At 58.1% G+C, this 22,401-nt stretch carries 21 protein-coding genes; 16 read left to right on the plus strand and 5 right to left on the minus strand.

Going from position 1 to position 22,401, the window contains the following annotated elements; all coding sequences use genetic code 11:
• The first annotated feature begins 4 nt into the window (after positions 1 to 4).
• The 4 genes from BLV81_RS14685 to aceA all read left to right on the plus strand — a co-directional run bounded on the left by BLV81_RS14685 (position 5) and on the right by aceA (position 5,298).
• Positions 5 to 637, plus strand: a complete 633-nt coding sequence (locus tag BLV81_RS14685; protein WP_143036343.1) for a hypothetical protein — start codon at positions 5 to 7, stop codon at positions 635 to 637.
• 236 nt (positions 638 to 873) lie between these two features.
• Entirely contained in the window at positions 874 to 1,209 is a 336-nt protein-coding gene (locus tag BLV81_RS14690) for a hypothetical protein (RefSeq protein WP_092357535.1), read from the plus strand.
• 141 nt (positions 1,210 to 1,350) lie between these two features.
• A complete protein-coding gene (locus BLV81_RS14695) occupies positions 1,351 to 3,720 on the plus strand; it encodes a TonB-dependent receptor (RefSeq protein WP_092357720.1) in 2,370 nt (789 codons plus the stop codon).
• A gap of 282 nt (positions 3,721 to 4,002) precedes the next feature.
• Positions 4,003 to 5,298, plus strand: coding sequence for an isocitrate lyase (gene aceA, locus BLV81_RS14700; protein WP_092357537.1), 1,296 nt, complete (start codon positions 4,003 to 4,005; stop codon positions 5,296 to 5,298).
• A gap of 73 nt (positions 5,299 to 5,371) precedes the next feature.
• Here the strand turns inward: aceA and BLV81_RS14705 are convergent, their stop codons facing one another.
• On the minus strand, positions 5,372 to 5,848 hold the full coding sequence (locus BLV81_RS14705; RefSeq protein ID WP_092357539.1) for an Lrp/AsnC family transcriptional regulator: 477 nt from the start codon (positions 5,846 to 5,848) through the stop codon (positions 5,372 to 5,374).
• A 203-nt stretch (positions 5,849 to 6,051) separates the two neighbouring features.
• On the opposite strand from BLV81_RS14705, the gene BLV81_RS14710 reads away from it, so the two are divergent.
• The 6 genes from BLV81_RS14710 (at position 6,052) to BLV81_RS14735 (ending at position 12,685) form a co-directional block, all read left to right on the plus strand.
• Positions 6,052 to 7,029, plus strand: a complete 978-nt coding sequence (locus tag BLV81_RS14710; protein ID WP_092357541.1) for an ABC transporter substrate-binding protein — start codon at positions 6,052 to 6,054, stop codon at positions 7,027 to 7,029.
• Positions 7,030 to 7,184: 155 nt separating this feature from the next.
• The gene (locus BLV81_RS14715) at positions 7,185 to 8,132 is read left to right on the plus strand and encodes an ABC transporter permease (RefSeq protein WP_092357543.1); all 948 of its coding nucleotides are present in this window, start codon (positions 7,185 to 7,187) and stop codon (positions 8,130 to 8,132) included.
• Positions 8,132 to 8,926, plus strand: coding sequence for an ABC transporter ATP-binding protein (locus BLV81_RS14720; RefSeq protein WP_092357545.1), 795 nt, complete (start codon positions 8,132 to 8,134; stop codon positions 8,924 to 8,926). The genes BLV81_RS14715 and BLV81_RS14720 overlap by 1 nt, the downstream gene beginning before the upstream one ends.
• Positions 8,927 to 8,991: 65 nt before the next feature.
• Entirely contained in the window at positions 8,992 to 10,266 is a 1,275-nt protein-coding gene (locus tag BLV81_RS14725) for a Glu/Leu/Phe/Val dehydrogenase dimerization domain-containing protein (protein WP_092357547.1), read from the plus strand.
• A gap of 44 nt (positions 10,267 to 10,310) precedes the next feature.
• Positions 10,311 to 11,387, plus strand: coding sequence for a 4-hydroxyphenylpyruvate dioxygenase (gene hppD / locus BLV81_RS14730; RefSeq protein ID WP_092357549.1), 1,077 nt, complete (start codon positions 10,311 to 10,313; stop codon positions 11,385 to 11,387).
• A gap of 209 nt (positions 11,388 to 11,596) precedes the next feature.
• Complete coding sequence (locus BLV81_RS14735) at positions 11,597 to 12,685, plus strand: porin (RefSeq protein WP_092357551.1); 1,089 nt, start codon at positions 11,597 to 11,599, stop codon at positions 12,683 to 12,685.
• Between the two features lie 50 nt (positions 12,686 to 12,735).
• Here the strand turns inward: BLV81_RS14735 and BLV81_RS14740 are convergent, their stop codons facing one another.
• From BLV81_RS14740 to modA, 3 genes are all read right to left on the minus strand, one after another.
• On the minus strand, positions 12,736 to 13,419 hold the full coding sequence (locus BLV81_RS14740) for an ABC transporter ATP-binding protein (RefSeq protein WP_092357553.1): 684 nt from the start codon (positions 13,417 to 13,419) through the stop codon (positions 12,736 to 12,738).
• 10 nt (positions 13,420 to 13,429) lie between these two features.
• A complete protein-coding gene (modB, locus tag BLV81_RS14745) occupies positions 13,430 to 14,107 on the minus strand; it encodes a molybdate ABC transporter permease subunit (protein ID WP_092357555.1) in 678 nt (225 codons plus the stop codon).
• A 78-nt stretch (positions 14,108 to 14,185) separates the two neighbouring features.
• Positions 14,186 to 14,959, minus strand: coding sequence for a molybdate ABC transporter substrate-binding protein (gene modA, locus BLV81_RS14750; RefSeq protein WP_092357557.1), 774 nt, complete (start codon positions 14,957 to 14,959; stop codon positions 14,186 to 14,188).
• 174 nt (positions 14,960 to 15,133) lie between these two features.
• Between modA and BLV81_RS14755 the strand changes: the two genes are divergently transcribed.
• The 5 genes from BLV81_RS14755 (at position 15,134) to BLV81_RS14775 (ending at position 19,360) form a co-directional block, all read left to right on the plus strand.
• The gene (locus tag BLV81_RS14755) at positions 15,134 to 15,502 is read left to right on the plus strand and encodes a winged helix-turn-helix domain-containing protein (RefSeq protein WP_092357559.1); all 369 of its coding nucleotides are present in this window, start codon (positions 15,134 to 15,136) and stop codon (positions 15,500 to 15,502) included.
• A 42-nt stretch (positions 15,503 to 15,544) separates the two neighbouring features.
• Entirely contained in the window at positions 15,545 to 17,296 is a 1,752-nt protein-coding gene (locus BLV81_RS14760; protein WP_092357561.1) for a ClcB-like voltage-gated chloride channel protein, read from the plus strand.
• A 196-nt stretch (positions 17,297 to 17,492) separates the two neighbouring features.
• Positions 17,493 to 17,747 carry a GlsB/YeaQ/YmgE family stress response membrane protein gene (locus tag BLV81_RS14765; protein WP_092357563.1) on the plus strand — a complete coding sequence of 85 codons (255 nt, stop codon included), beginning with the start codon at positions 17,493 to 17,495 and terminating at the stop codon, positions 17,745 to 17,747.
• Positions 17,747 to 18,286, plus strand: a complete 540-nt coding sequence (locus BLV81_RS14770) for a hypothetical protein (protein ID WP_092357565.1) — start codon at positions 17,747 to 17,749, stop codon at positions 18,284 to 18,286. Before BLV81_RS14765 ends, BLV81_RS14770 begins: the two co-directional genes overlap by 1 nt.
• A 165-nt stretch (positions 18,287 to 18,451) precedes the next feature.
• A complete protein-coding gene (locus BLV81_RS14775; RefSeq protein ID WP_092357568.1) occupies positions 18,452 to 19,360 on the plus strand; it encodes a 23S rRNA (adenine(2030)-N(6))-methyltransferase RlmJ in 909 nt (302 codons plus the stop codon).
• Positions 19,361 to 19,398: 38 nt separating this feature from the next.
• Here BLV81_RS14775 and msrB read toward each other — a convergent pair whose 3' ends face one another.
• Entirely contained in the window at positions 19,399 to 19,887 is a 489-nt protein-coding gene (gene msrB, locus BLV81_RS14780) for a peptide-methionine (R)-S-oxide reductase MsrB (RefSeq protein WP_092357570.1), read from the minus strand.
• Between the two features lie 301 nt (positions 19,888 to 20,188).
• Between msrB and BLV81_RS14785 the strand changes: the two genes are divergently transcribed.
• Positions 20,189 to 22,387 carry a TonB-dependent siderophore receptor gene (locus tag BLV81_RS14785; RefSeq protein ID WP_255365233.1) on the plus strand — a complete coding sequence of 733 codons (2,199 nt, stop codon included), beginning with the start codon at positions 20,189 to 20,191 and terminating at the stop codon, positions 22,385 to 22,387.
• Positions 22,388 to 22,401 lie beyond the last annotated feature (14 nt).

Genomic DNA, 22,401 nt, shown 5'->3' on the forward strand with positions numbered 1-22,401 from the left:
CGCAGTGTTATTCGGCCGTGCGCTGCAACCGCTATTGTTGCTGGAACTCTTGTCTTCCGATCCCGCCAGCCAGTCCAGGGCAATCCAGGGGATCGCCCTGCAGTTTTCCTGGATATGCGCTTATTTCCTGAGTTTGTATGGCGGCGCCTGGGTCGTGCCCAATTGTTTTCGGCTCGCCATCACCCGCTTTCGGCTGGATCGCTCCGACGCCGGCTGGTTTGTTCCCTGGCTACGCTTTAACCAGGCGCCCTGGTACTACCTGCTGACCGGCGCCGATTTCGACCGGGATCAGCAACCCGACCTGATTGCCGTATCTGCGATTGTGAATGTGGCCGGGCAGGCGGTATTGTTTACCGGCATCCTGGATGATTTTTTTGTCGATGCCGGCGGCAGCCTGGATCGCCTCATCTTGTCGCAGGTGATGCGGCGGCCGCTGGTCGCCGACAAGGAAGACAGCAGCACCGTAGCAGAAGATCTGGCGCGCTTCTACGGGGTCGATGGCGATTATTTCGTGCTGCGTTATAGCGAGGCCATTACGTTGAACATTGAATATATCAAGATCGACATGGATGTGGCCGATACTGCGGCCGCCGGCACATGGGCTGGTTCGCTACCATCCGGGCTTGTCGTCAACTAAATTATGCAACTCTGTTGCAATTGCCTTGCAAGCAATACCGGTTCGCGATTACACTTGCAGCTTGCCGTCTTTGATTTCCGTCAGCCACGTAAGCCATATAAACCATATAAGCCAGGCCAGAACCGCATGTATCTTCAGACCAGTCCTGCTCCGTCATCGCCGCGCTTAGCGCGCGCGGCAGGCACGTCTGCAGATTTGCGAGGGATAGCAGTGCCCTGCAACCGCGCGAGCTTCTCATGCGGCTGATCGTCGAACCGCATTTTCATGCCCGGCGCCGCTTCAAGCTGCGCTTGCAGCAGTTCGCGCTATGGCTGGCGCTGGCGATCCTGGTGCTGCAACTGGTCGGGATGGCATTCCATAATCATAGCCTGGCCGAAACTTCGTCCGACTGCGTCAGCTGCGACCTGGCTGCCGATTTTCCTTCTCCAGCCCCACCCAGCCCGGTGCCGGTGCTGACGCCGGTCCTGGTGTTTGCGTATCGCACTGCTATCGAACCGGCCTATGCCTTTATACCAGCGCAGAAACATTTCCTGATCCCGCATTCTCAAGCCCCGCCGACCGTCGTCGTTTGACCTTCTGTTATCCCATTATTTCCGACCTGAAACAGCCTTGAAGCTGTTTGTATGCCATTTCCCGATTGTATGCAGCGCTTGCTGCAGATCCGGCGGCCGGCGGTCCGGCGGCTGGGTTATTCCGTTTACTGGAGTTTGAGAATGAAAACACGCCTGTTGCACCTGAGCGCCCTGATTGCGCTTGCCTACGGCTTTGCTATTCCCGCGGCTTATGCGCAGTCCGCCGCCAAACAGATTAGCGGCGCCATCCATGATGCGCTCGGCCATCCTTTGCCGGACGCCACCGTCGCCTTGAAAGACGCGACCGGCAAGGCGGTCGGCAGCACCAGGAGCGATCAGCAAGGGCACTTTGTCTTTAGCGACATTGCCCCAGGCAGCTATGCCATCAGCGTTGGCAAGCCTTCCTTCCAATCGGAAAACGGCACGGTGACGGTGGCCGACGAGGCCGGCGCAACCGCCGATATCACGTTGAAAGCCAGCCAGGCAAACACGGTCCAGGCGGGCAGCGCCGTGGTGGTCACAGCCGATCGGCTGGATCGCGCCAGGAACGGGATCCAGGTAGAAACCGGCAGCAGCATTTATCGTATCGGCCGCAAGGAAATCGCCGCCATGCCGCAGGGAGAAGACACGGCGTTCAATGAAGTCCTGCTGCGCGCCCCCGGCGTGGCGCAGGATTCTTTCGGCCAGTTGCATGTGCGAGGTGACCACGCCGACCTGCAATATCGGCTGAACGGCATCATTTTGCCGGAAAGTATTTCCGGGTTCGGCCAGACTTTGGATACCCGCTTTGTCGATAGCGTCAGCGTCCTTACCGGCGCCTTGCCGGCGCAATATGGTTATCGGACTGCCGGGGTCGTCGATATTCATACCAAGACCGGCGAACTGGTCAATGGCGGCAATATCGGCGTGCAGGTCGGCAGCTACAATACGCGCCAGGTCAGCGGCGATGTCAGCGGCAGCACCGACTCCTTCAGCTATTACCTCAACGGTTCCTTCGAAGCCAACAACCTGGGCATCGAAAATCCTACCGGCGCCTCGAGCGCCTTGCATGACCGGACTTTGCAAAACAAGGCTTTCGGTTATTTTTCCTATATGCTCGATGCGGATACGCGCGTCAGCCTGATCCTGGGTAATTCGGACGGCCGCTTCCAGATTCCGAACCGCCCGGATCAGACGCCAGGTTTCCAGCTCGACGGCGTAACCGACTTCCCGTCGGCCAACCTGAACGAACGGCAGCGCGAAACCAATCGCTACGGGATTCTTGCCTTGCAAGGAAAAATCGGCTCTGACATCGACTATCAGGTGGCCGCGTTCAGCCGCTATTCGAAAGTGTTGTTCGAGCCGGATCAGGTCGGCGACCTTTTGTATACCGGCGTTGCTTCCCGCGTATTGCGGACCGGTCTGGCGAATGGCTTGCAGGCTGACGGCAGCTACCGTTTGAACGCCAGCCATACTCTGCGCGCCGGCATCAACTATACGCGAGAGAATTTAAAAAACAGCAGCGACTCCCTGACCTTTCCGGCCGACGACAGCGGTAATCAATTGGCTACGCAGCCGATTGCGCTGGCCGACAGCAACCGGAAGACCACCAACCAGACCGGCTTGTACCTGCAAGACGAATGGAAGCTGAGCGACAAGGTGACCGTCAACTACGGCGCCCGCGCCGACTGGGTCAATGCCTATGTCACCGCCAGCCAGTTCAGCCCGCGCATCGGCGTGGTGTACCAGATGACGCCGCAGACCACCTTCCATGCCGGTTACGCCAAATACTTCACGCCGCCGGCCAGCGAACTGATCGGCTCCAGCACCATCGCCAGCTTCAACGGCACCACGAATGCATCTCCCAGCAGCCAGAACGATCCGGTGCAGGCGGAAAGTTCGGATTACTTCGATCTCGGCGTCAATCATCAGCTGACACAGCATTTGACGCTGGGATTGGATGGTTACTACAAGAAAGTCAAGAATCTGCTGGATGAGGGACAGTTCGGATCGGCCTTGTTGTACACGCCGTTCAACTATGCCCAAGGCAAGGTCTATGGCCTGGAGCTGACGCTCAACTACCGCAAGGGCGATCTGGGCGCATATTTGAATGTGGCGCGCTCAACCGCACTGGGTAAGAACATCGTTTCCAGCCAGTACAACTTCGGGCAGGATGAACTACATTACATTGCCAGCAATTGGGTGCATCTCGATCATGACCAGGCCATCACCGCATCGACCGGCGTCTCCTATCTGTGGCAAGGCACGACATGGACCGCGGACGCGTTGTTCGGCAGCGGCTTGCGCAGCGGCTTCGCCAATACCGAGCACCTGCCTGCGTATACCGAGGTCAACCTGGGCGCCAGCCATGTGTTCAGCGGTAGCCCGATCGGCAAGTTCACTACGCGTTTAAGCGTGATCAATCTGTTCGACAAGGTCTATGAAATACGCGACGGTTCCGGCATCGGCGTCGGCGCGCCGCAGTTTGGACAGCGGCGTGGTTTCTATCTGTCGATGACAAAATCGTTCTGAATGTAAGGCGGGGGAGTTGGCTTCCCCGCTTTCGAACACGATATTTCAGTATGCGAAATTTGCGTTTCATAATATGAAAATCAGAAATGCGAGGCAGCATTTCGATATTTCACTTTCAGGAATTTTATTCCACATCGCGAAAATTAATAGTTAAGTTATTGAATTTAAACGATATAAAAATACTTATATGTCTTATATAAGACATTGTTGCCGCGCACAGATAAGCCTACTATTTAGTCATCGGATTTGATTTTACTTTTTGTTTTTAACAGGAGAGCGACGATGACCACACGTGAACAGCAAGTAGCAGCCTTGGCCAAGGACTGGGCCGAGAACCCGCGCTGGAAAGGCGTTACCCGCAACTATTCGGCGGAAGACGTGGTCCGTTTGCGCGGTTCCGTACAGATCGAACATACGCTGGCAAAGCGCGGCGCCGAAAAACTGTGGAACCTGGTTCACGACGAGCCTTTCGTCAACGCTCTCGGGGCGCTGACCGGCAATCAGGCGATGCAGCAAGTCAAGGCTGGCTTGAAAGCGATCTACCTGTCAGGCTGGCAAGTTGCCGGCGACGCCAACCTGGCCGGCGAAATGTATCCTGACCAATCGCTGTATCCTGCCAATTCGGTACCGCTGGTGGTTAAGCGCATCAATAATACTTTCCAGCGCGCTGACCAGATCCAATGGTCGGAAGGCAAAAACGATATCGACTTTTTCGCTCCTATCGTGGCCGATGCGGAAGCCGGTTTCGGCGGCGTGCTGAATGCCTACGAACTGATGAAGTCGATGATCGATGCCGGGGCAGCCGGGGTTCACTTCGAAGATCAGCTTGCATCCGTCAAGAAGTGCGGTCACATGGGCGGCAAGGTACTGGTGCCAAGCCGCGAAGCGATCGAAAAGCTGAACGCAGCGCGTCTGGCGGCCGACGTTTCCGGCACGTCGACTCTGGTGATCGCTAGGACCGATGCTGAAGCAGCTGATTTGCTGACTTCCGACGTCGATGAAAACGACAAGCCCTTCCTGACTGGCGAACGTACTGTCGAAGGCTTCTACAAGACGCGTCCAGGGATCGACCAGGCTATCTCGCGCGCACTGGCTTACTCGCCATACGCCGATCTGGTGTGGTGTGAAACCGGCAAGCCGGACCTGGCTTTCGCCAAGAAATTCGCAGAAGCGGTGCATGCCAAGTTCCCAGGCAAGATGCTGGCGTATAACTGCTCGCCGTCGTTCAACTGGAAAAAGAACCTGGACGACGCGACTATCGCCAAGTTCCAGAAAGAACTGGGCGCCATGGGTTACAAGTTTCAGTTCATCACGCTGGCCGGTTTCCATGCATTGAACTACTCGATGTTCAACCTGGCGCACGGTTATGCACGCAACCAGATGTCCGCATTCGTCGAACTGCAAGAAGCCGAATTCGCAGCCGCCGACAAGGGCTTTACCGCGGTCAAGCATCAACGTGAAGTCGGCACCGGCTATTTCGATGCAGTGACCCAGGCTATCCAGCAAGGTCAGTCATCGACTACCGCTTTGCACGGTTCGACTGAAGATGAGCAATTCTTCGCAGCGAAGGTTGCTTGACCTGCTTGAATCTCGCTAGTAGTCCAAAAGGCCGCATCCCACAAGGATGCGGCCTTTTTATTCGGCCGCCGTTTTATGCGGCCGGCAACGGCAGCATGTTGGTCGCTTTGATTTCATCCAGGCAGACGCTGGAACGGACGCCGCTGACGCCGCGCATGCGCATCAGCTTTTCCATCAGAAAATCCGACAGCTCTTTCAGATCGTGTGCGGTGACCTTCAGCACATAATCGAAATCACCGGTAATCGAGTAGCATTCCAGAATCTGCGGCCATTCGTTGATGGCGGCTCTGAATCCGGACAGATCGTTGATATGGCCTTTTTCCATCGATACATGGACGAAGGCAATCACGTTCAAACCCAGGCTGGCGGGGCTCAACCTGGTCTCATAGCCGACGATGAAGCCCGCTTCCTCCAGTCGCCGATGGCGGCGATGGCATTGCGGAGCCGACAGATTGACTGCTGCCGCCAGCTCCAGATTGGATGCGCGACCGTTCTTCTGCAAAAACGTCAGCATTTTGCGGTCGATTTGATCGATATCAATTTTGTGCAATTTATTCTCGATTTATAGGTTTGTAGCGAAATTATATTTCATAAGCCATTAAAAAACGGTCTCAACTCGCAAACCAATTTTCAACGTTCAAAGCTATACTTTTTTCAAAATAACATATGGCGCCACAGAGGGAAAATCTCTGTTGCAATATAATAAAGAAGCCGATTCCCGGCACCCAAACTGACTTATCTGGAGACAAAGTCATGAAATTTCCTTTCTTGCGTTCCGCTATCGCATCTGTAGTCTTGCTCAGTCTGGCGGGCGTATCCGCTTCCGCCGTCTATGCCGCCGACAAAACGGTGGTGGTCACTGCAATCGTTGAACATCCGGCGCTTGACGCTGTGCGCGATGGCGTCAAGGATGAGTTGAAAGCTGCCGGCTACGAGGCTGGCAAGAATCTGAAATTCGAATACCAAAGCGCGCAAGGCAACAACGCTACGGCTTCGCAAATCGCCCGCAAGTATGCCGGCAGCCAGCCGGATGTCGCGGTGGCGATTGCCACTCCTTCAGCCCAGGCGCTGGTGGCCGCCACCAAGAGCGTGCCTATCGTGTATGCCGCGGTGACCGATCCGGTCGCGGCCAAGCTGGTCAAGAGCTGGGATGCATCCGGCACCAATGTCACAGGCGTGTCCGACATGTCGCCATTGGCCAAGCAGATCGATCTGATTCGCCAGGTTGCGCCTAAGGCCAAGCGCATCGGCGTGATCTACAGCCCGGGCGAAGCGAATTCGGTGTCTATCGTCGAATCGCTCAAGAAGCTGCTGGCCGGCACCGACCTGACCCTGGTCGAGGGCGCTGCCGCCCGCACCATCGATGTACCTAGCGCTACCCAAAGCCTGGTGGGCAAGGTCGACGTGATCTACGCGCCTACCGACAACAACGTCATGTCGGCATTTGAAGGCATCGTCAAGGTGGCGGAACAAGCCAAGCTGCCTATCGTCGCAGCCGATACCAGCGCGGTGAAGCGCGGTGCGGCGGCCGCCATCGGTTTGAATTATTACGATCTCGGCCGTCAAACCGGCAAGATCGTGGTGCGCATCCTGAAGGGCGAAGCGGCTGGCAAGATCGCCTCGCAAACCAGCACGACATTTGAACTCTACGTTAATCCTAAAGCTGCGCAGAGACAGGGGCTGACCTTGTCGCCCGAATTGATCAAGTCGGCCAAGGTGGTCGAACAATAAGATGTGCGCGGATGGCCGTCGCGGCCGTTCGCACTTCGTCTTGCCAGCGATGTATTGCTGGTGATCTGTTTAGTTGGCGAACCGCCTGCCGCCTGGCTGGGGCGGCGATTCTGTAGCTTAGTCATGTAGCTTGTTTAAGGAAGTAAAGGAAGTATATGTCGCTCATCGCTTCGCTTGGCGCCATCGAGATCGGCCTGATTTTCGGCCTGGTTGCGCTTGGCGTGTTCTTGTCTTTCCGCGTCGTCAATTTTCCCGACCTGACGGTCGACGGCAGTTTTCCCCTCGGCGGCGCAGTCGCCGCAACCCTGATTGTCTCTGGCTGGAATCCCTTCCTCGCCACCTTCGTCGCGCTGCTGGCCGGCGGACTGGCCGGCTGCGTGACCGCTTGTTTGAACGTGTATCTCAAGATCATGCAATTGCTGGCCAGTATCCTGGTGATGATTGCCTTGTATTCGGTTAACTTGCGCATCATGGGCAAACCTAACGTGGCGCTGATCAGCGAGCCGACGGTTTTCAGCATGATACGTATCGGCGATTTGCCTGATTACTGGGTACAGCCGGTGGTGATGGCGGTGATCGTACTGATTGCCAAGATCCTGCTGGATGCCTTTTTTGCGTCCGAGACCGGGCTGTCGATGCGTGCTACCGGCGCCAATGCGCGCATGGCGCGCGCCCAAGGTATTTCCACCAACCGCCAGACCGTCTGGGGCCTGGCTATTTCCAATGCGCTGGTGGCGCTGGCGGGTGCGCTGTATGTGCAGACGCAGGGCGGCGCCGATATTTCGATGGGTATAGGCACCATCGTGATCGGACTGGCGGCGGTGATTATCGGCGAAACAGTGGTGCCGGCGCGCAGCCTGGTGATCACTACCGCGGCTTGTATTTTCGGCGCCGTGCTGTACCGCTTCTTCATTGCGCTGGCGCTGGACATGGATTTTATCGGCCTCAAGGCGCAGGACCTGAATCTGGTGACCGCATTGCTGGTCGGGTTCGCATTGTTGATACCTAATTTCAAGCGCCGCTTCGGCCGCATGCGCGGCAATGTGAAACTCAAACCTTCTGGCGGCAGTGTCGTGGCGGCCACCCGGGAAGGGGAAAACTGATGTTGCAACTGAATAATCTGGAAATTACCTTCAATCCCGGCACTCCCATCGAAAACAAGGTATTGCGCGGTCTTTCATTGGAAATTCCGTCAGGGCAGTTTGTCACCGTAATCGGCTCCAACGGCGCCGGCAAGTCGACCATGTTGAATGCGGTCAGCGGCGACCTGATGGTGGATAGCGGCAGCATCACGATCGACGGCGCCGACGCTACCCGGCGCACCAGCTGGCAGCGCGCCGATCTGGTGGCGCGGGTGTTCCAGGATCCGATGGCGGGTACCTGCGAGAGCCTGACGATTGAAGAAAACATGGCGCTGGCCTGGAAGCGCGGCGCGGCGCGCGGCCTGCGTTTCTCCTTGAACCGTTCGATGCGTGAACTGTTCCGGGAAAAGCTCAGCATTCTCGGCCTGGGGCTGGAAAACCGCCTGTCCGATCGCATGGGTTTGCTGTCCGGCGGCCAGCGTCAGGCAGTCAGCCTGTTGATGGCTTCGTTGCAGCCGTCGCGCATCTTGCTGCTGGATGAGCATACCGCCGCGCTGGATCCGAAAACCGCGGCCTTCATTCTGGCGCTGACCGCCAAGATCGTCGAGTCCGGCCAGCTGACGGCAATGATGGTGACGCACAGCATGCGGCAGGCGCTCGACTACGGTACGCGGACGGTGATGCTGCACGAAGGAAAAGTGATTCTGGATGTGCATGACGAACAGCGGCGCGGTCTGGACGTGCCCGATCTGCTGCGCATGTTTGAAACCACGCGCGGTGAAAAAATTGATGACGACAAATTGTTGCTCGGCTAAAAAACACAAGGGCAGACATAGCGGCGCACGGCATTATTGCCGCTACAGATATACCAAGGAGAAGTATGAAGGCTTTACTCAATGCGTTTGAAAGCAAAGCGCCGGAAATCGTCTTTGAATGGCATGACGCGCAAACCCCGGCGCGCGGCTGGATTGTCATCAATTCGCTGCGCGGCGGCGCTGCCGGCGGCGGCACCCGCATGCGCAGCGGCCTGGACCGGCGCGAGGTCGAGTCGCTGGCGAAGACCATGGAAGTCAAATTCACCGTCTCTGGTCCGGCCATCGGCGGCGCTAAATCGGGTATCGATTTCGATCCCGCCGATCCGCGCAAGGATGGCGTGCTGAGCCGCTGGTACAAGGCGGTGACGCCTTTGCTGAAAACCTATTACGGCACCGGCGGCGATCTGAATGTCGACGAAGTCCATGAAGTGATACCGATGACTGAAAGTTATGGCTTGTGGCATCCGCAGGAAGGGATTGTGAATGGCCATTTCCAGCCTAGCGACAGTGAACGGATCCAGAAAGTCGGACAGTTGCGCATGGGCGTGGCCAAGGTGGTGGAAGACGTGCGCTACACGCCGGCTGCCAGCCGCAAATATCTGGTGGCAGACCTGATCACCGGCTGGGGCGTGGCCGAATCCGTATTGCATTACTACCGGCTGTATGGCGGCAGCGTAGAAGGCAAGCGCGTGATCGTGCAGGGCTGGGGCAATGTCGGCTCGACTGCTGCATATTACTTGTCCAGGGCCGGCGCGCGCGTGGTCGGCATCATCGACCGCAATGGCGGCCTGATCAATGCCGCTGGCTACAGCCATGAAGAAGTGCATGCCTTGTTCCTGGCCAAGCAGGGCAATCAGCTGATCTCCGAGAACATGCTGTCCTTCGCCGCCTGCAATGCGGCGATCTGGAGCGTCGGCGCCGACATCTTCCTGCCTTGCGCCGGCTCGCGCCTGGTCAAGCAGGAGCAGGTGGACCAGTTGCTCGCCAACGGCCTCGAAGTGGTTGCTAGCGGCGCCAACGTACCGTTTGCCGACAGCGACATATTCTACGGCCCGATCTACGAGCATGCCGATAACCGCGTCGCCGTGATACCGGATTTCGTCGCCAATTGCGGCATGGCGCGCGCCTTCGCATTTCTGATGCAAAGCCAGGTCGAGATATCGGATGAAGCCATCTTCGGCGACGTCTCGGCAACGGTGGCCGCGGCACTTGAAAAATGCCGCAGCCATTCCGCCAGCCATACCGGCATTGCGAAAGTGGCTTTTGAAATCGCCTTGCAACAACTGATTACGCCGGAAATTACGCCAGAAATCCCGGAGCAAACTGCTACCCGCAGCTGATCCGTTTGACCCAGTCCACCAGACTTTATATTCAGGAGTGCCTTATGTCCGACCTTTTTGAAAACCCTATGGGCCTGTGCGGCTTTGAATTCGTCGAGTTCGCATCACCAGCGCCGAACGTGCTGGAGCCTGCGTTCGAAGCCATGGGCTTCGTCAAGGTGGCGCGTCACCGCTCCAAGGACGTGACGCTGTATCGCCAGGGCGATATCAATTTCATCATCAACTACGAGCCGAAAAGTCCCGCCTATTACTTTGCTAAAGAGCATGGCCCGTCCGCGTGCGGCATGGCGTTTCGCGTCCATGATGCGCACCTGGCCTACCAGCGCGCGCTGGAGCGCGGCGCCGAGCCGATGGAGATCGATACCGGCGTGATGGAACTGCGCTTGCCGGCGATCAAAGGTATCGGCGGCGCGCCGCTGTATCTGATCGATCGCTTTACTCCGGGCAAATCGATCTATGACATCGATTTTGAATTCATCGACGGCGTCGAGCGCAATCCTGTCGGCGCCGGCCTGAAAACCATCGACCATCTGACCCACAATGTGTATCGCGGCCGGATGGCGCACTGGGCCGCCTTTTACGAGCGACTGTTCAATTTCCGCGAAGTCCGCTATTTCGACATCAAGGGCGAATACACCGGGCTGACATCCAAGGCGATGAGCGCGCCAGACGGCAAGATACGGATTCCCTTAAATGAAGAGTCGTCCAAGGGTTCTGGCCAGATCGAAGAATTCCTGATGCAGTTCAATGGCGAAGGGATCCAGCATATTGCTTTGCAAACAGATAATCTGGTGAAGACCTGGGACGCCTTGAAGAAAATGGGCACGCCGTTCATGACAGCGCCGCCGGCAACCTATTACGAGATGCTGGAAGGGCGTTTGCCCGGCCACGGCGAGCCGACCGCCGAACTGCAAGCGCGCGGCATCCTGTTGGATGGCGTCTCGGACGACCAGGGCCAACGCCTGCTGTTGCAGATATTTTCAGCAACCACCCTGGGCCCGGTGTTTTTCGAGTTTATCCAACGTAAAGGCGATGAAGGCTTCGGCGAAGGCAATTTCAAGGCGCTGTTTGAGTCGATCGAGCGCGATCAGATACGGCGCGGTGTTTTGAAAGCGGAATAAACCTAGTGGGGTTTTTGCAACAACTTGTCTTGGGGAAAAGTTGTGCTGATATGATGTCCGTTCAGCTTTACCCCCGACAACGCTGAAATGGCAGCGCGATGTAGTAGCAAGTAGCAGCAGTGGCGGTAAGGCGATGGCTAGGGCGACGTAGCAATATGCGGCCATGCCATCGAACAAAATCTAAAAATGTTTAATCTATGGAGACATGCATGAAAAAAATCCCTTTGTTATTGGCGGCGGCGGGCTTGGTCAGCGGCAGCGCAATGGCGCAAACCAGTGTCACTATCTACGGCATTGTCGACACCAGCATCCGATATCTCAGCAGCGATAACGCGGCCGGACAGAAAAACTTCATAGTCACGAACGGCGCGATCTCGAACAGTCGTTTGGGATTCAAAGGCAGTGAAGATCTGGGCGGTGGCCTGAAAGCGATTTTCCGTCTCGAGAATGGCTTCAATTCCGATAACGGCGGCATGGCCAGCCCCGGCGTCTTGTTCAGCCGCCAGTCTTACGTTGGTTTGAGCGGCAGTTTCGGCCAGGTTACCGTAGGCCGTCAACAGACTCCGCTGTTCGATCTCATGGCAGATCACTTCGATCCGCTGACAGTCGGCAATTACGACCAGAACGCATGGATGCCGGCCGGCGCGACCTTGGTTCGCAATTCGAACATGCTCAAATATTACGGCACCTTCGGCGGCCTTGCTGCCGGCGTGAGCTATGCCGCGGGCGAGAAGGCCGGATCGGTCAAGCTGGGCAGCCAGATCGGCGGTACGCTGGCTTATACCGCCGGCCCGTTTGCCATTGGCGGCGGCTTTCAGCAAACTGTCAGCCCGACCAATTCGGATTGGAAAGACACTGCCTATAATCTGAGCCTTTCCTACACCTTGGGCGCGGCCAAACTGTTCGGCGGCTACTATCGGATCAAGGACAGCACCGGCACCACTCCTGCATATTTCGGTGTTTCCAATAGCGTGGCTGCCATCAACGGCGGCATCGCCGGTGTCGAGCGTAAGGACGATGCTTACTTCCTGGGCGCGACTTACCAGGCGACTCCAGCCTGGTCGCTGACCGCAGCCGGTTATTATGACAAGAGCAAGAACGTCACGGTCGCTACCTTGGGCAACCTGGGCGACGGCACCCGTTACGCGCTGGTCGGCGTCGCCGAATACGCCTTGTCCAAACGGACCCAGGTCTACGGTACGGTGGATTACAACAAGGCTAAGAACGCAGCCTTGTCGGAACTGGTTGGCAAGGATAGTGTGACTGGCGTCGCCGTCGGTATCCGTCACATTTTCTAAGCAAAGTAATCCGGCAGCATAAAAAAAGCGCAGCTTCGACCGCGCTTTTTTTACGTCCTGGCGGATGGCGTCGGCGTAATCATGCCGTCGCGGATTTCGAATATTTCGTCGCCCAGCAGGGCCAGGTCGGCAGGATCGTGGGTGATCACCATCATCGGCACGTTCAATTGCTGTTGCAACTCGGATAATTCACGCCGCATCCTGTCGCGCAAATTCAAATCCAGCGCAGAAAACGGTTCATCCAGCAACAGGATATCCGGTTCCAGCACCAATGCCCTGGCCAGCGCCACGCGTTGCCGCTGGCCGCCCGACAATTGATGCGGATAGCTATTGGCGGTGGCGCTCAGTTCGAACGAGGCCAGCCATTTCCTTACTGCCGGATGATCGTGCGGCCGGCGCAGATTGAAGCAGCCTGAGCGTAAGCCGAAAGCCAGGTTCTGGGCCACGGTAAGGTGAGGGAACAGCGCATAGTCCTGGAACAGATAGGCCACCTTGCGCTCTTGCGGCGGCAGGCAGATCCCGGCCGCGCTATCGAACAATGGCTTTTGCTTGAGGCGTATCAGGCCTTCGTCAGGCGTCAGCAAGCCGGCGATCGCCTGCAAGGTGAGGCTCTTGCCGGCGCCAGAAGGGCCGTAAAGCACCACGCGGTCGCTCTCGGCATGCATGACGATATCGAGATTGAAGCCGCGGTCGCCGGCTTGCAAATGTTTGCGTATGCGGATGTCGATGGTCATAGGAAGTTCATCACGATTGCCTGCGCCGCTGGCTTTTCGGCAACAGGCGGCCGGCGATCAGCAACACCACGATGCAGGTAGCCGAAGTAATCAGCACCAGCAGGTTGGCGCTCTGGTCGTCGCCGGCTTGTACTGCTTCATAAATGGCGACCGATAAAGTCTGGGTGCGGCCTGGCAGATTGCCGGCGATCATGAGGGTGGCGCCGAATTCACCTAGCGCGCGCGCAAATGCCAGCAATACACCTGCGGCAATGCCCTTGGACGCTAGCGGCAAGGTGACGCGGAAGAACACGCCGGCCTCGGACACGCCCAGTACGCGGGCGGCGTTTTCGAGTTGTACATCGACATTGTCAAAGGCGGCGCGGGCTGATTTGAGGACCAGCGGGAAGGCGACGATGGTGGCTGCGATCACTGCGCCTTGCCAGGTGAACACCAGCTCGATGCCCCATTTTTCCAGCCAGGCGCCGAACACGCCGCGGCGGCCCAGCAGCACCAGCAGATAATAGCCGAGCACAGTCGGCGGCAGTACCAGCGGCAGGGTCAGGATGGCGTCCGCCAGATCGCGCGCCGGCGAGCGCCAGCGCGACAAGCCATACGCGGCAGCGACACCGAACAGCATGTTAAGCAGGGTCGCCCAGCCTGCAACTTTCAAGGACAGCGAGAGGGCGACCCAGACCCCGCTATTCATGGCTACTCATGACTTCTGCTTTCTATTCACCGCATACCCTGTTGCTGTGCTGAAGAACTTGACGATAACACTCTGCCATCAGGGTTTCAAGAAGCCGTAGCGCGCCAGCGTGGCCTGGCCGGCCGGCGACAGCACATAGGCGACGAATTTGGCCGCCATCTCAGCTTGCTTGGTATTGGCGGTGACGGCGATCGGGTAGCTGACCGCGGTTGGCGAAGGTACGCGCATTGCGATCTTGACCTTGGCTGGCATGATCGCCGCGTCGGTCGAGAAAACGAAACCGGCTTCGACTTCGCCGCGCGCCACGTAGTCCAGGCTTTGCCGCACGTTTTGTGCCGGCACGCCTTTGGCGGCAACCGCGTCCCACAAGTTGGCGTGCTCCAGCGCCGCTTTGGTGTAACGGCCGACCGGCACCGAAGCCGGATTGCCGTAGGCGATCCGCTTGACTGCCGGCTGGGTCAGATCCTGCAATTGCTGGATGTGCAGCTGGCTGTCGGCCGGCACGATCAGCACGATCTGGTTACTCGCAAAATTCTTGCGGCTGGCGGCGAGTACCGCCTTTTCAGCTTCGGCCTTGTTCATAGCTTCCTGGTCGGCGGCAGCAAACACGTCTGCCGGCGCGCCTTTGATGATTTGCTGCAGCAAGACGTCGGATGCGGCGAAGTTGAGTATCACCTTGGTGTCTGGATGCAGGGCTTCAAAAGACTGGCTCAGATCCTTGAAAGCATTGGTCAGGCTGGCGGCAGCCGAAACCACCAGGTCGGCCGCGTGCGCTGCCGGCGTCAACAGCAGCAAAGGAAGGGCGCTGGCAAGAAGGAGGCGCTTAAAAGGAAGTAACATTCGAAGCAACATCGCAATATCTCCTGGACAGCAAATGGCAAAATCGAAATATATGGCAGGATACAGCGCTGGTCAACCTTAATAACGTTGGAACTGAGATTGGAACGCCGTGAAATCCTGCCGGCGCAGCGTGCTTGTCATTAAAATACCTGAATCGCTGCCTAGCGCCTTGCTACAATCCCGGGTATGGTAAATTCCAAATCGATTCGACTCAGGGTGATGCAGGGCGATGCAATCGCCTTCGGGCCAGGCAAGGCGGCACTGTTGCTAGCCATCCATCAAAGCGGTTCGATTTCTGCGGCAGCGCGCGCTATCGGCATGTCTTATCGCCGCGCCTGGTTGCTGGTCGAGGCGATGAACCAATGCTTCCAGTCGCCGCTGGTGGCGACCGCGACTGGCGGCGCCAAAGGCGGCGGCGCACAAGTCACGCCAAGCGGGCATGAGATCATCGCCCGTTATCAAGCCATGCAAATCAAGGCGGAAGCGGCGGTGGCTGCCGATATGGCGTATTTCGACGCGCTGATGGCGGCGCCGGATAGCCCGGCAGCCAGGTAAAGCGGCAGCATTCCAACCACCATCTCCTTGTCATCACACACTATGCTTCCACGTAGTACGCTCTTAAGATACCGGATTCGCCTGCAGCGGCAGTTCCATTTTTCGGAAAGCCACTCGATGCTGCTGTGGGCTGCGGTGGTCGGTTTCCTGGGCGCCCTGGCGACGATGCTGTTCCGCGAATGCATCTACGGTTTGCAGTTGCTGCTGACCGGCCAGAGCGGCAGTTTTGTCGCCATGGCCAAAAGCTTGCCGTGGTCTATGCGGCTGTTGCTGCCGGCCGCCGGCGGCCTGATCGCCGGCGCGATCCTGGTGCTGGCGAAGCGCGTGCCGTCCAGCGCTACCTCGGACTACATGGAAGCGGTAGCGATTGGCGACGGTAACATTCCGGTGCGGCAGAGTTTGTTGCGCAGTTTGTCTTCGCTGGCGACTGTGGTCACCGGCGGTTCGATCGGGCGCGAAGGCCCTATGGTGCAGCTGGCGGCGCTGGCGGCATCGCTGGTGGGCCGTTTCACGCATTTCAACCCGGCGCGCTTGCGCCTGCTGGTGGCGTGCGGTGCGGCGGCCGGGATTACCTCCGCCTACAACGCGCCGATTGCCGGCGCATTTTTTGTGACCGAAATCGTGCTGGGCGCGATTGTCATGGAGAGTTTCGGTCCGGTGGTGGTGGCCTCGGTGGTCGCCAACATCACCATGCGCGAATTGCCCGGCTACCATCCGGCGTATGAGATGCCGCCGTTCCCGCCTATCGCCGGCATCGAGATTTTGTGGTTCGTGTTGCTCGGCATCATGGCCGGCATCGCTGCGCCGCAATTTCTGCGTTTGCTGGGATTTTCCAAAAAACTGTTTACCAAGAGCGCATTGCCGTTACCGCTGCGGCTGGGCCTTGGTGGCTTGCTGGTGGGCCTGATTTCGATCTGGATGCCGGAGGTCTGGGGTAACGGCTATAGCGTGGTCAATTCGCTGCTGCATACGCCTTGGCTGTGGTGGAGCGTATTGCTGATGCTGTTGTTCAAGGTGGCGGCCACTGCCATCACCACCGGCTCCGGCGCGGTCGGCGGCATCTTCACGCCGACGCTGTTCGTCGGCGCCGCCATCGGCTACCTGTTCGGACAAGCGCTGCATGTCGTGCTGCCAGGCGCCACCTCGGCGCCGTTTGCCTATGCGATGGTGGGCATGGGCGCATTCCTGGCGGCGGCGACCAGCGCGCCGCTGATGGCGATCCTGATGATATTCGAGATGACCTTGAGCTATCAGGTGGTGTTGCCGCTGATGCTGTCTTGCGTGGTGGCTTACTTCATCGCGCGCAGCATCAACGGCGCTTCCATGTACGACATCACGATCAAGCGCAATCGCGACGCCCAAGAGCGGGTGCGCCTGCGCGGCATCCACATGAGCGAACTGATACGGCCGGCGGATACCGTGTTGCCGCTGACAGCGTCATTCTCCGAAATCAGCGGGCTGTTCCTGAAATATCCGGTGAAATATATTTATATCGTCGACCAGCGCAATCGTTATTGCGGCGTGGTGGCGTTGCAAGATATTACTTCCTGTCTGCTGGAGAAGAGCGATACGCAAACGCGGGTGGCGGCAGATTTTGTGCGGCGCGAATTCCTGCATGTGGTGACGCCGGAGATGTCCCTGGGGGATGCCTTGCAATCTTTCCTGGATCATCAGGGCGAGCGGCTGCCGGTGGTGCGCAGCCACGAGGATCCGGAATTGTTGGGCGCGGTCTACAAGACGTCCTTGCTGGATGCGTATTTCCGGCTGGATCGCTCGCACGAGCTGCATGCGTAGCCCGGTCAAAAATAGAAACTCGTAGAAAATTCGCAGCTCGCCTTGTTTGTTATTTATTTATCTTTAATGCAATATTTCACATAAATTTGCTGTCCAGGCGCTGCGCAGCGGCAAGCTTTGCTCTATATTGGACGCCGGGCCGCCGGTTTTACCAGAACCAGCGGCCCGCAGCCGACAACAACTCTGAGGAGCTTCAATGGAAATTCTGTGGACAATCGTCGTGGGTTTCATCGTTGGCGTGATTGCTAAGTTTCTTCACCCAGGGAGGGAGAACATGGGCTTTATCGTGACTACCTTGCTGGGCATAGCCGGTTCGTTTTTGGCTGGCTATATCGGCCAGGCTCTGGGCTGGTATCACGCCGGCCAGGGCGCGGGCTTTATTGGCTCCATCGTCGGCGCTTTCATCCTGCTGTTGATTTACGGCTTCGTCAAAGGCAAGGCGGCGAGCTGATGTTCGACCGGCTGCGTGGGCGCAAGCCAGCCAGGGAGGTCGCGGGAATCCTGATTCCCGCTTCCGAACATGCGCTGCACACGGTGCGTCAGCGCTGCCGGCAGATGGTGGCCAGGCGCGCGCTGCTGTCCGCCGCCGCTTCGGCTCTGCCGATCATGGGCGTCGATGTTGCAATCGATATCCATTTGCTGTCGCGCCTGATCGAGGACATCAATGCCGAATTCGGCATGACGCCGCAGCAGATCGAAAAACTCCAGCCTAAACTCATGGTAGCGACCTATAGCACTATCGTCGGCCTCGGCAGCACGCTGGTGGGGCGGCTGGTGACACGTGAGCTGATGCTTAACATCCTCACGCGCAGCGGCGTCAAGCTGGCGTCGAAGAATGCTACCCGGCTGGTGCCCATCGCCGGCCAGATGGTGTCGGCGGCGATCGGTTTTTCTGCATTCCGGGCGATCGGGAACAGGCATATTGAAGCTTGCGTCAAAGTGGCGGAAGAGATGTTGAAAATGCAAGCTGAAAATCGGGTAATCGAATAGCTTTTTCTTCTCGATTGCCACAATGCTAGAATGCGGGTCGTTTGCGCACGGGGCGCTTTGTTGCACTACGCAGTTCCCAGGCCACCTCGCCGCACTTCTACACAGCAGCCGACCGGTTCTTTGATGTAGAGTGTGGCAACACACTTCACCACGATAGAGTTTCCTATGTTGAGTTACCGCCATGCCTTCCATGCGGGCAATCATGCCGATGTGCTGAAGCACTTGGTCACCATCCAGTTATTGCGCTACCTGGGCCAGAAAGATACCTCCTACATGGTCATCGACACCCATGCCGGCGCCGGCGTATATGCGCTGGATGGCGGTTATGCGTCGAAAAACGCCGAGTTCGAGACCGGTATCAGCCGTCTCTGGGACCGCAAGGATTTGCCGCCGGCGGTGGCGGAGTATGTGGACGTAGTCCGCCAGTTGAATCCCGACGGCAAGCTGCGCTACTACCCCGGTTCGCCGTATTGCGCCGATGCCGTCATGCGCGAGCAGGATCGCCTGCGCCTGTTTGAGCTGCACCCGAGCGACGGCAAGATCCTGACCGATAATTTCCGCCGCCTGGAAGCCGAGCGCAACCCGCGCGGCAACGGCCGCGGCAAACGCGTCATGATCCAGCTGGGCGATGGCTTCCTCGGCCTGAAGGCCTTGCTGCCGCCGCCGTCGCGCCGCGGTCTGGTGCTGATCGATCCGCCGTATGAGGTCAAAGAAGATTACCGCCACGTCAAGAACACCATCGAAGACGCGCTGACGCGTTTTTCCACCGGCACCTATGCCGTCTGGTATCCGCTGTTGAACCGGATGGAGTCGCGCCAGATGCCGGACAAGCTGAAGCGCATGAAAGCCAACGGCTGGCTGAACGTCACGCTGACCGTGAAGACGCCGTCGCCGGATGGCTTCGGCTTGCACAGCAGCGGCATGTTCGTGATCAACCCGCCATGGACGCTGGAGCCGATGCTGAAAGAATTGATGCCTTACCTGGTCAAGGTGCTGGGCACCGATTCCGGCGCCGGCTTTACGCTGGAGTCGGGGCAGACCAAGGCAGTCGATACCGGCACCCGTCGCGTATAAGACCGAGTGTAGAGCCGAGCCTGGTTAAAGCCCGGAGTTCAGACTTCGGGTTTGAACTTCAGCACGGCGCCGTTCATGCAATAGCGCAGGCCGGTAGGTTTCGGCCCGTCGTTGAATACATGGCCCAGATGGCCGCCGCAACGGCGGCAATGCACTTCGGTGCGGCTCATGCCGAACGTGGTGTCGGTTCTGGTGGCAACCGCGTTTGGCAGCGGTTGCCAGAAACTGGGCCAGCCGGTGCCGCTGTCGAATTTGCTCCTGGACGAAAAAGCCGCCAAATCGCAACCTGCGCAAAAATAGGTGCCGGCGCGTTTTTCATGGTCGAGCGGACTGGAAAACGGCCGCTCCGTGCCTTCCTGCCGCAAGATCGCATACTGGGTTGCCGTCAGGCGTTGCTTCCATTCGGCATCGGTATGGGTGATTTCAAACGTTTCAGCGGCAAACGTCCGCCGCTCCCGGCTTGCCAGCAATCCGCCCGCCAACAGCGTGGCGCCAGCTCTCAGGATCATATTGCGTCGGCTAACCATGAGCTCACCTCCTTTGGTTCTCAAATGGCGTCACATTGGTATACGAAGCAATAGGGGCTGCGGATGCAAACGCCGATATTGCTCACGCTCTAATTCCAATCTAATCAAAAAGACGGATAATGCGAGTCCTGTTTTAATTGCCTCCGGATTTTTAGATTTTATATATGTACATTAATCAATCGATATGTATTGACGTGTGTTGATGTGTATATATGACAATAAAATAATGATAAATATAAAAGAATTGCACTCTGTAGCTATCCGTACGCGCACGTTACCGCTGCCAGCCAGAAAAAAACTGTTGATTACATTAATTGCCGCAGCCACCGCCCACATGGCGCATGCGCAAAGCATTTCCGATCAAAAAGAGACTGCGGCACATGCTTCCGGGCAGACCGGGCAATTGCAAACCAAGGCGGACGACGCTCCTGCGTTGCCGACCGTTACCGTAACCGGCGCCGACAGTTATCGCAAGAGATCGGCGTCGATCGGGACATTCGGCGAAGCTTCCTTGCTGGACACGTCTGCCTCGATTTCGGTCATCACGCGCAGCCAGCTGGATGACCAGCAATCACGCTTACTCAGTGAAGTAGTGCGCAACGATGCCGCGGTCGGCGACAATTACGCGCCGGTCGGCTACTACGAAAATTTCACCATTCGCGGCTTTGCGCTGGATCTGGCGTCGAGTTACCAGATCAACGGCATGAGCATTGCCGGCGAACAGAATGTGGCGCTTGAAAACAAGGAGAGCGTTGAAATCCTGAAGGGGCTGGCCGGCCTGCAAAGCGGCATGGCCGCTCCAGGCGGCCTGATCAACTATGTGACCAAGCGCCCGGCCGATGTACGCTCTGTCACGCTTGAGACAGACTCGCGCGGCTCGCGTTACCTGGCGGCCGATATCGGCGCCTTGTTCGGCGAGCAAAAGCAGTTCGGGATCCGCATCAACGCCGCCCACGAAAGCCTGCATTCGTATGTGAACGATGCCGACGGCGAGCGTAATTTCGCCTCGCTGGCCGCCGACTGGGTGATCACACCGCAGGCGCGGCTGCAATTCGACGCCGAGTATCAGCACCGCGAGCAACGCTCCGCGCCGGGCTATCAACTGCTGGGCGGCACAGTCGTCCCAAGCAACGTCTCTCCGGAAAAATTGCTGGGCGCGCAACCGTGGGCCAAGCCGGTCACGATCAACTCGGTTAACCTGAATCTGCGCCTGGATCTTGACCTGACGCCTGACTGGCATGCGTATCTGGCGGCCAGCCACAGCCGGGTGGTGATCGACGATAATTCAGCGTTTCCGTACGGCTGCGGTTATGGCGCCAGCTGCGGCGCAGGCGGGACGCCGGCGCGTTATTTCAGCGCCGGCGGCGATTTCGATATCTACGATTATCGTTTCCCTGACGACACCCGACGCAACGACCAGTTGCAGGCGGTGCTGCAAGGACATCTCGATACCGGCAAGCTGCGCCACGATCTGACCTTGGGGGCGAGCATGTTCCGCCGCACCGTGGCGCAGAGCGATGGCGTCAATGAGTATGTCGGCAGCGATAATATCTATAACCCGAACCCGATCGTCTATGCGCCGTCGCCGTTGACGCCGGACGCTTCCTATCTGCGCCTGGACAGCCGGCAGAAGGCATTGTTTGCGGTAGATCGCCTCAGTTTCAATCCGCAATGGCAACTGATCGCCGGCGCCCGCCAGGTGTGGGTGAATGAACGGGCGCTGGATATTACCGGCGCGGCGATGCGCACCACCGACAAGACACTGCTGTTGCCGCAGATCGCCCTGGTGTACAAACCGCAAGCGGACCTGTCCCTGTACACCAGCTACAGCAAGGGGTTGACGATGGGCGGCCAGGCCCCGTGGTGGACCGAGAACGCCTTTGCTTTCCTGCCGCCGGCCGTGTCGCGCCAAATCGAAGCCGGCGTCAAATACGATTGGCGCGACCAGCTCAGCCTGAGCGCGGCGATATTCCAGATGAGCAGGCCTTACGAATATCCCATGCCGGACGAGAATGGCTTCACCTATGTCCGGCAAGGTAGCGAAACGCATCGCGGGATAGAGCTGAATGCAGCTGGCCAGGTCAGCAAGCAACTGCGGCTGACGGCCAGCCTGGCCATGATCCAGGCACGCGCCGAGGATACCGGCACGCCGGCTTACGACGGCCATCAAGCAATCAATGTGCCGCGGCTGCGCGCCGCCCTGTATGCGGCCTACGCAGTGCCGCAGATTACTGGCCTGAGCGTGCTGGGCGGCTGGCAATACAGCGGCAGCAAAGCGGCCACGCGGGAAGGCAGCGTCGACGTGCCGGCCTATTCTTTGTTCAATGCCGGCTTGCGTTACAAGACCAGCGTGGCGGGTCATGCAACGGCGGTGCGTCTGAGCGTAGATAATCTGTTCGACAAGCGTTATTGGAAAGATGTCGGCGAATACATCGGCGATGGCTATCTGCATCTGGGCGCACCGCGTACCGCCCGTTTGTCGGTTCAGTACGACTTTTGATAAGGATCAGGAAC

It is taken from the genome of Collimonas sp. OK242 (assembly GCF_900107095.1).
In the GTDB taxonomy this organism is placed as follows: domain Bacteria; phylum Pseudomonadota; class Gammaproteobacteria; order Burkholderiales; family Burkholderiaceae_D; genus Collimonas.

Coding starts and splice junctions, on each gene's coding strand:
- BLV81_RS14770 (WP_092357565.1), top strand. CDS start 17,747: ATGTTCGACCGGCTGCGTGGGCGCAAGCCAGCCAGGGAGGTCGCGGGA.
- BLV81_RS14765 (WP_092357563.1), top strand. CDS start 17,493: ATGGAAATTCTGTGGACAATCGTCGTGGGTTTCATCGTTGGCGTGATT.
- hppD (WP_092357549.1), top strand. CDS start 10,311: ATGTCCGACCTTTTTGAAAACCCTATGGGCCTGTGCGGCTTTGAATTC.
- modA (WP_092357557.1), bottom strand. CDS start 14,959: ATGTTGCTTCGAATGTTACTTCCTTTTAAGCGCCTCCTTCTTGCCAGC.
- BLV81_RS14720 (WP_092357545.1), top strand. CDS start 8,132: ATGTTGCAACTGAATAATCTGGAAATTACCTTCAATCCCGGCACTCCC.
- BLV81_RS14740 (WP_092357553.1), bottom strand. CDS start 13,419: ATGACCATCGACATCCGCATACGCAAACATTTGCAAGCCGGCGACCGC.
- BLV81_RS14710 (WP_092357541.1), top strand. CDS start 6,052: ATGAAATTTCCTTTCTTGCGTTCCGCTATCGCATCTGTAGTCTTGCTC.
- BLV81_RS14775 (WP_092357568.1), top strand. CDS start 18,452: ATGTTGAGTTACCGCCATGCCTTCCATGCGGGCAATCATGCCGATGTG.
- BLV81_RS14690 (WP_092357535.1), top strand. CDS start 874: ATGCGGCTGATCGTCGAACCGCATTTTCATGCCCGGCGCCGCTTCAAG.
- modB (WP_092357555.1), bottom strand. CDS start 14,107: ATGAATAGCGGGGTCTGGGTCGCCCTCTCGCTGTCCTTGAAAGTTGCA.
- msrB (WP_092357570.1), bottom strand. CDS start 19,887: ATGGTTAGCCGACGCAATATGATCCTGAGAGCTGGCGCCACGCTGTTG.
- BLV81_RS14735 (WP_092357551.1), top strand. CDS start 11,597: ATGAAAAAAATCCCTTTGTTATTGGCGGCGGCGGGCTTGGTCAGCGGC.
- BLV81_RS14695 (WP_092357720.1), top strand. CDS start 1,351: ATGAAAACACGCCTGTTGCACCTGAGCGCCCTGATTGCGCTTGCCTAC.
- BLV81_RS14755 (WP_092357559.1), top strand. CDS start 15,134: ATGGTAAATTCCAAATCGATTCGACTCAGGGTGATGCAGGGCGATGCA.
- aceA (WP_092357537.1), top strand. CDS start 4,003: ATGACCACACGTGAACAGCAAGTAGCAGCCTTGGCCAAGGACTGGGCC.
- BLV81_RS14725 (WP_092357547.1), top strand. CDS start 8,992: ATGAAGGCTTTACTCAATGCGTTTGAAAGCAAAGCGCCGGAAATCGTC.
- BLV81_RS14715 (WP_092357543.1), top strand. CDS start 7,185: ATGTCGCTCATCGCTTCGCTTGGCGCCATCGAGATCGGCCTGATTTTC.
- BLV81_RS14760 (WP_092357561.1), top strand. CDS start 15,545: ATGCTTCCACGTAGTACGCTCTTAAGATACCGGATTCGCCTGCAGCGG.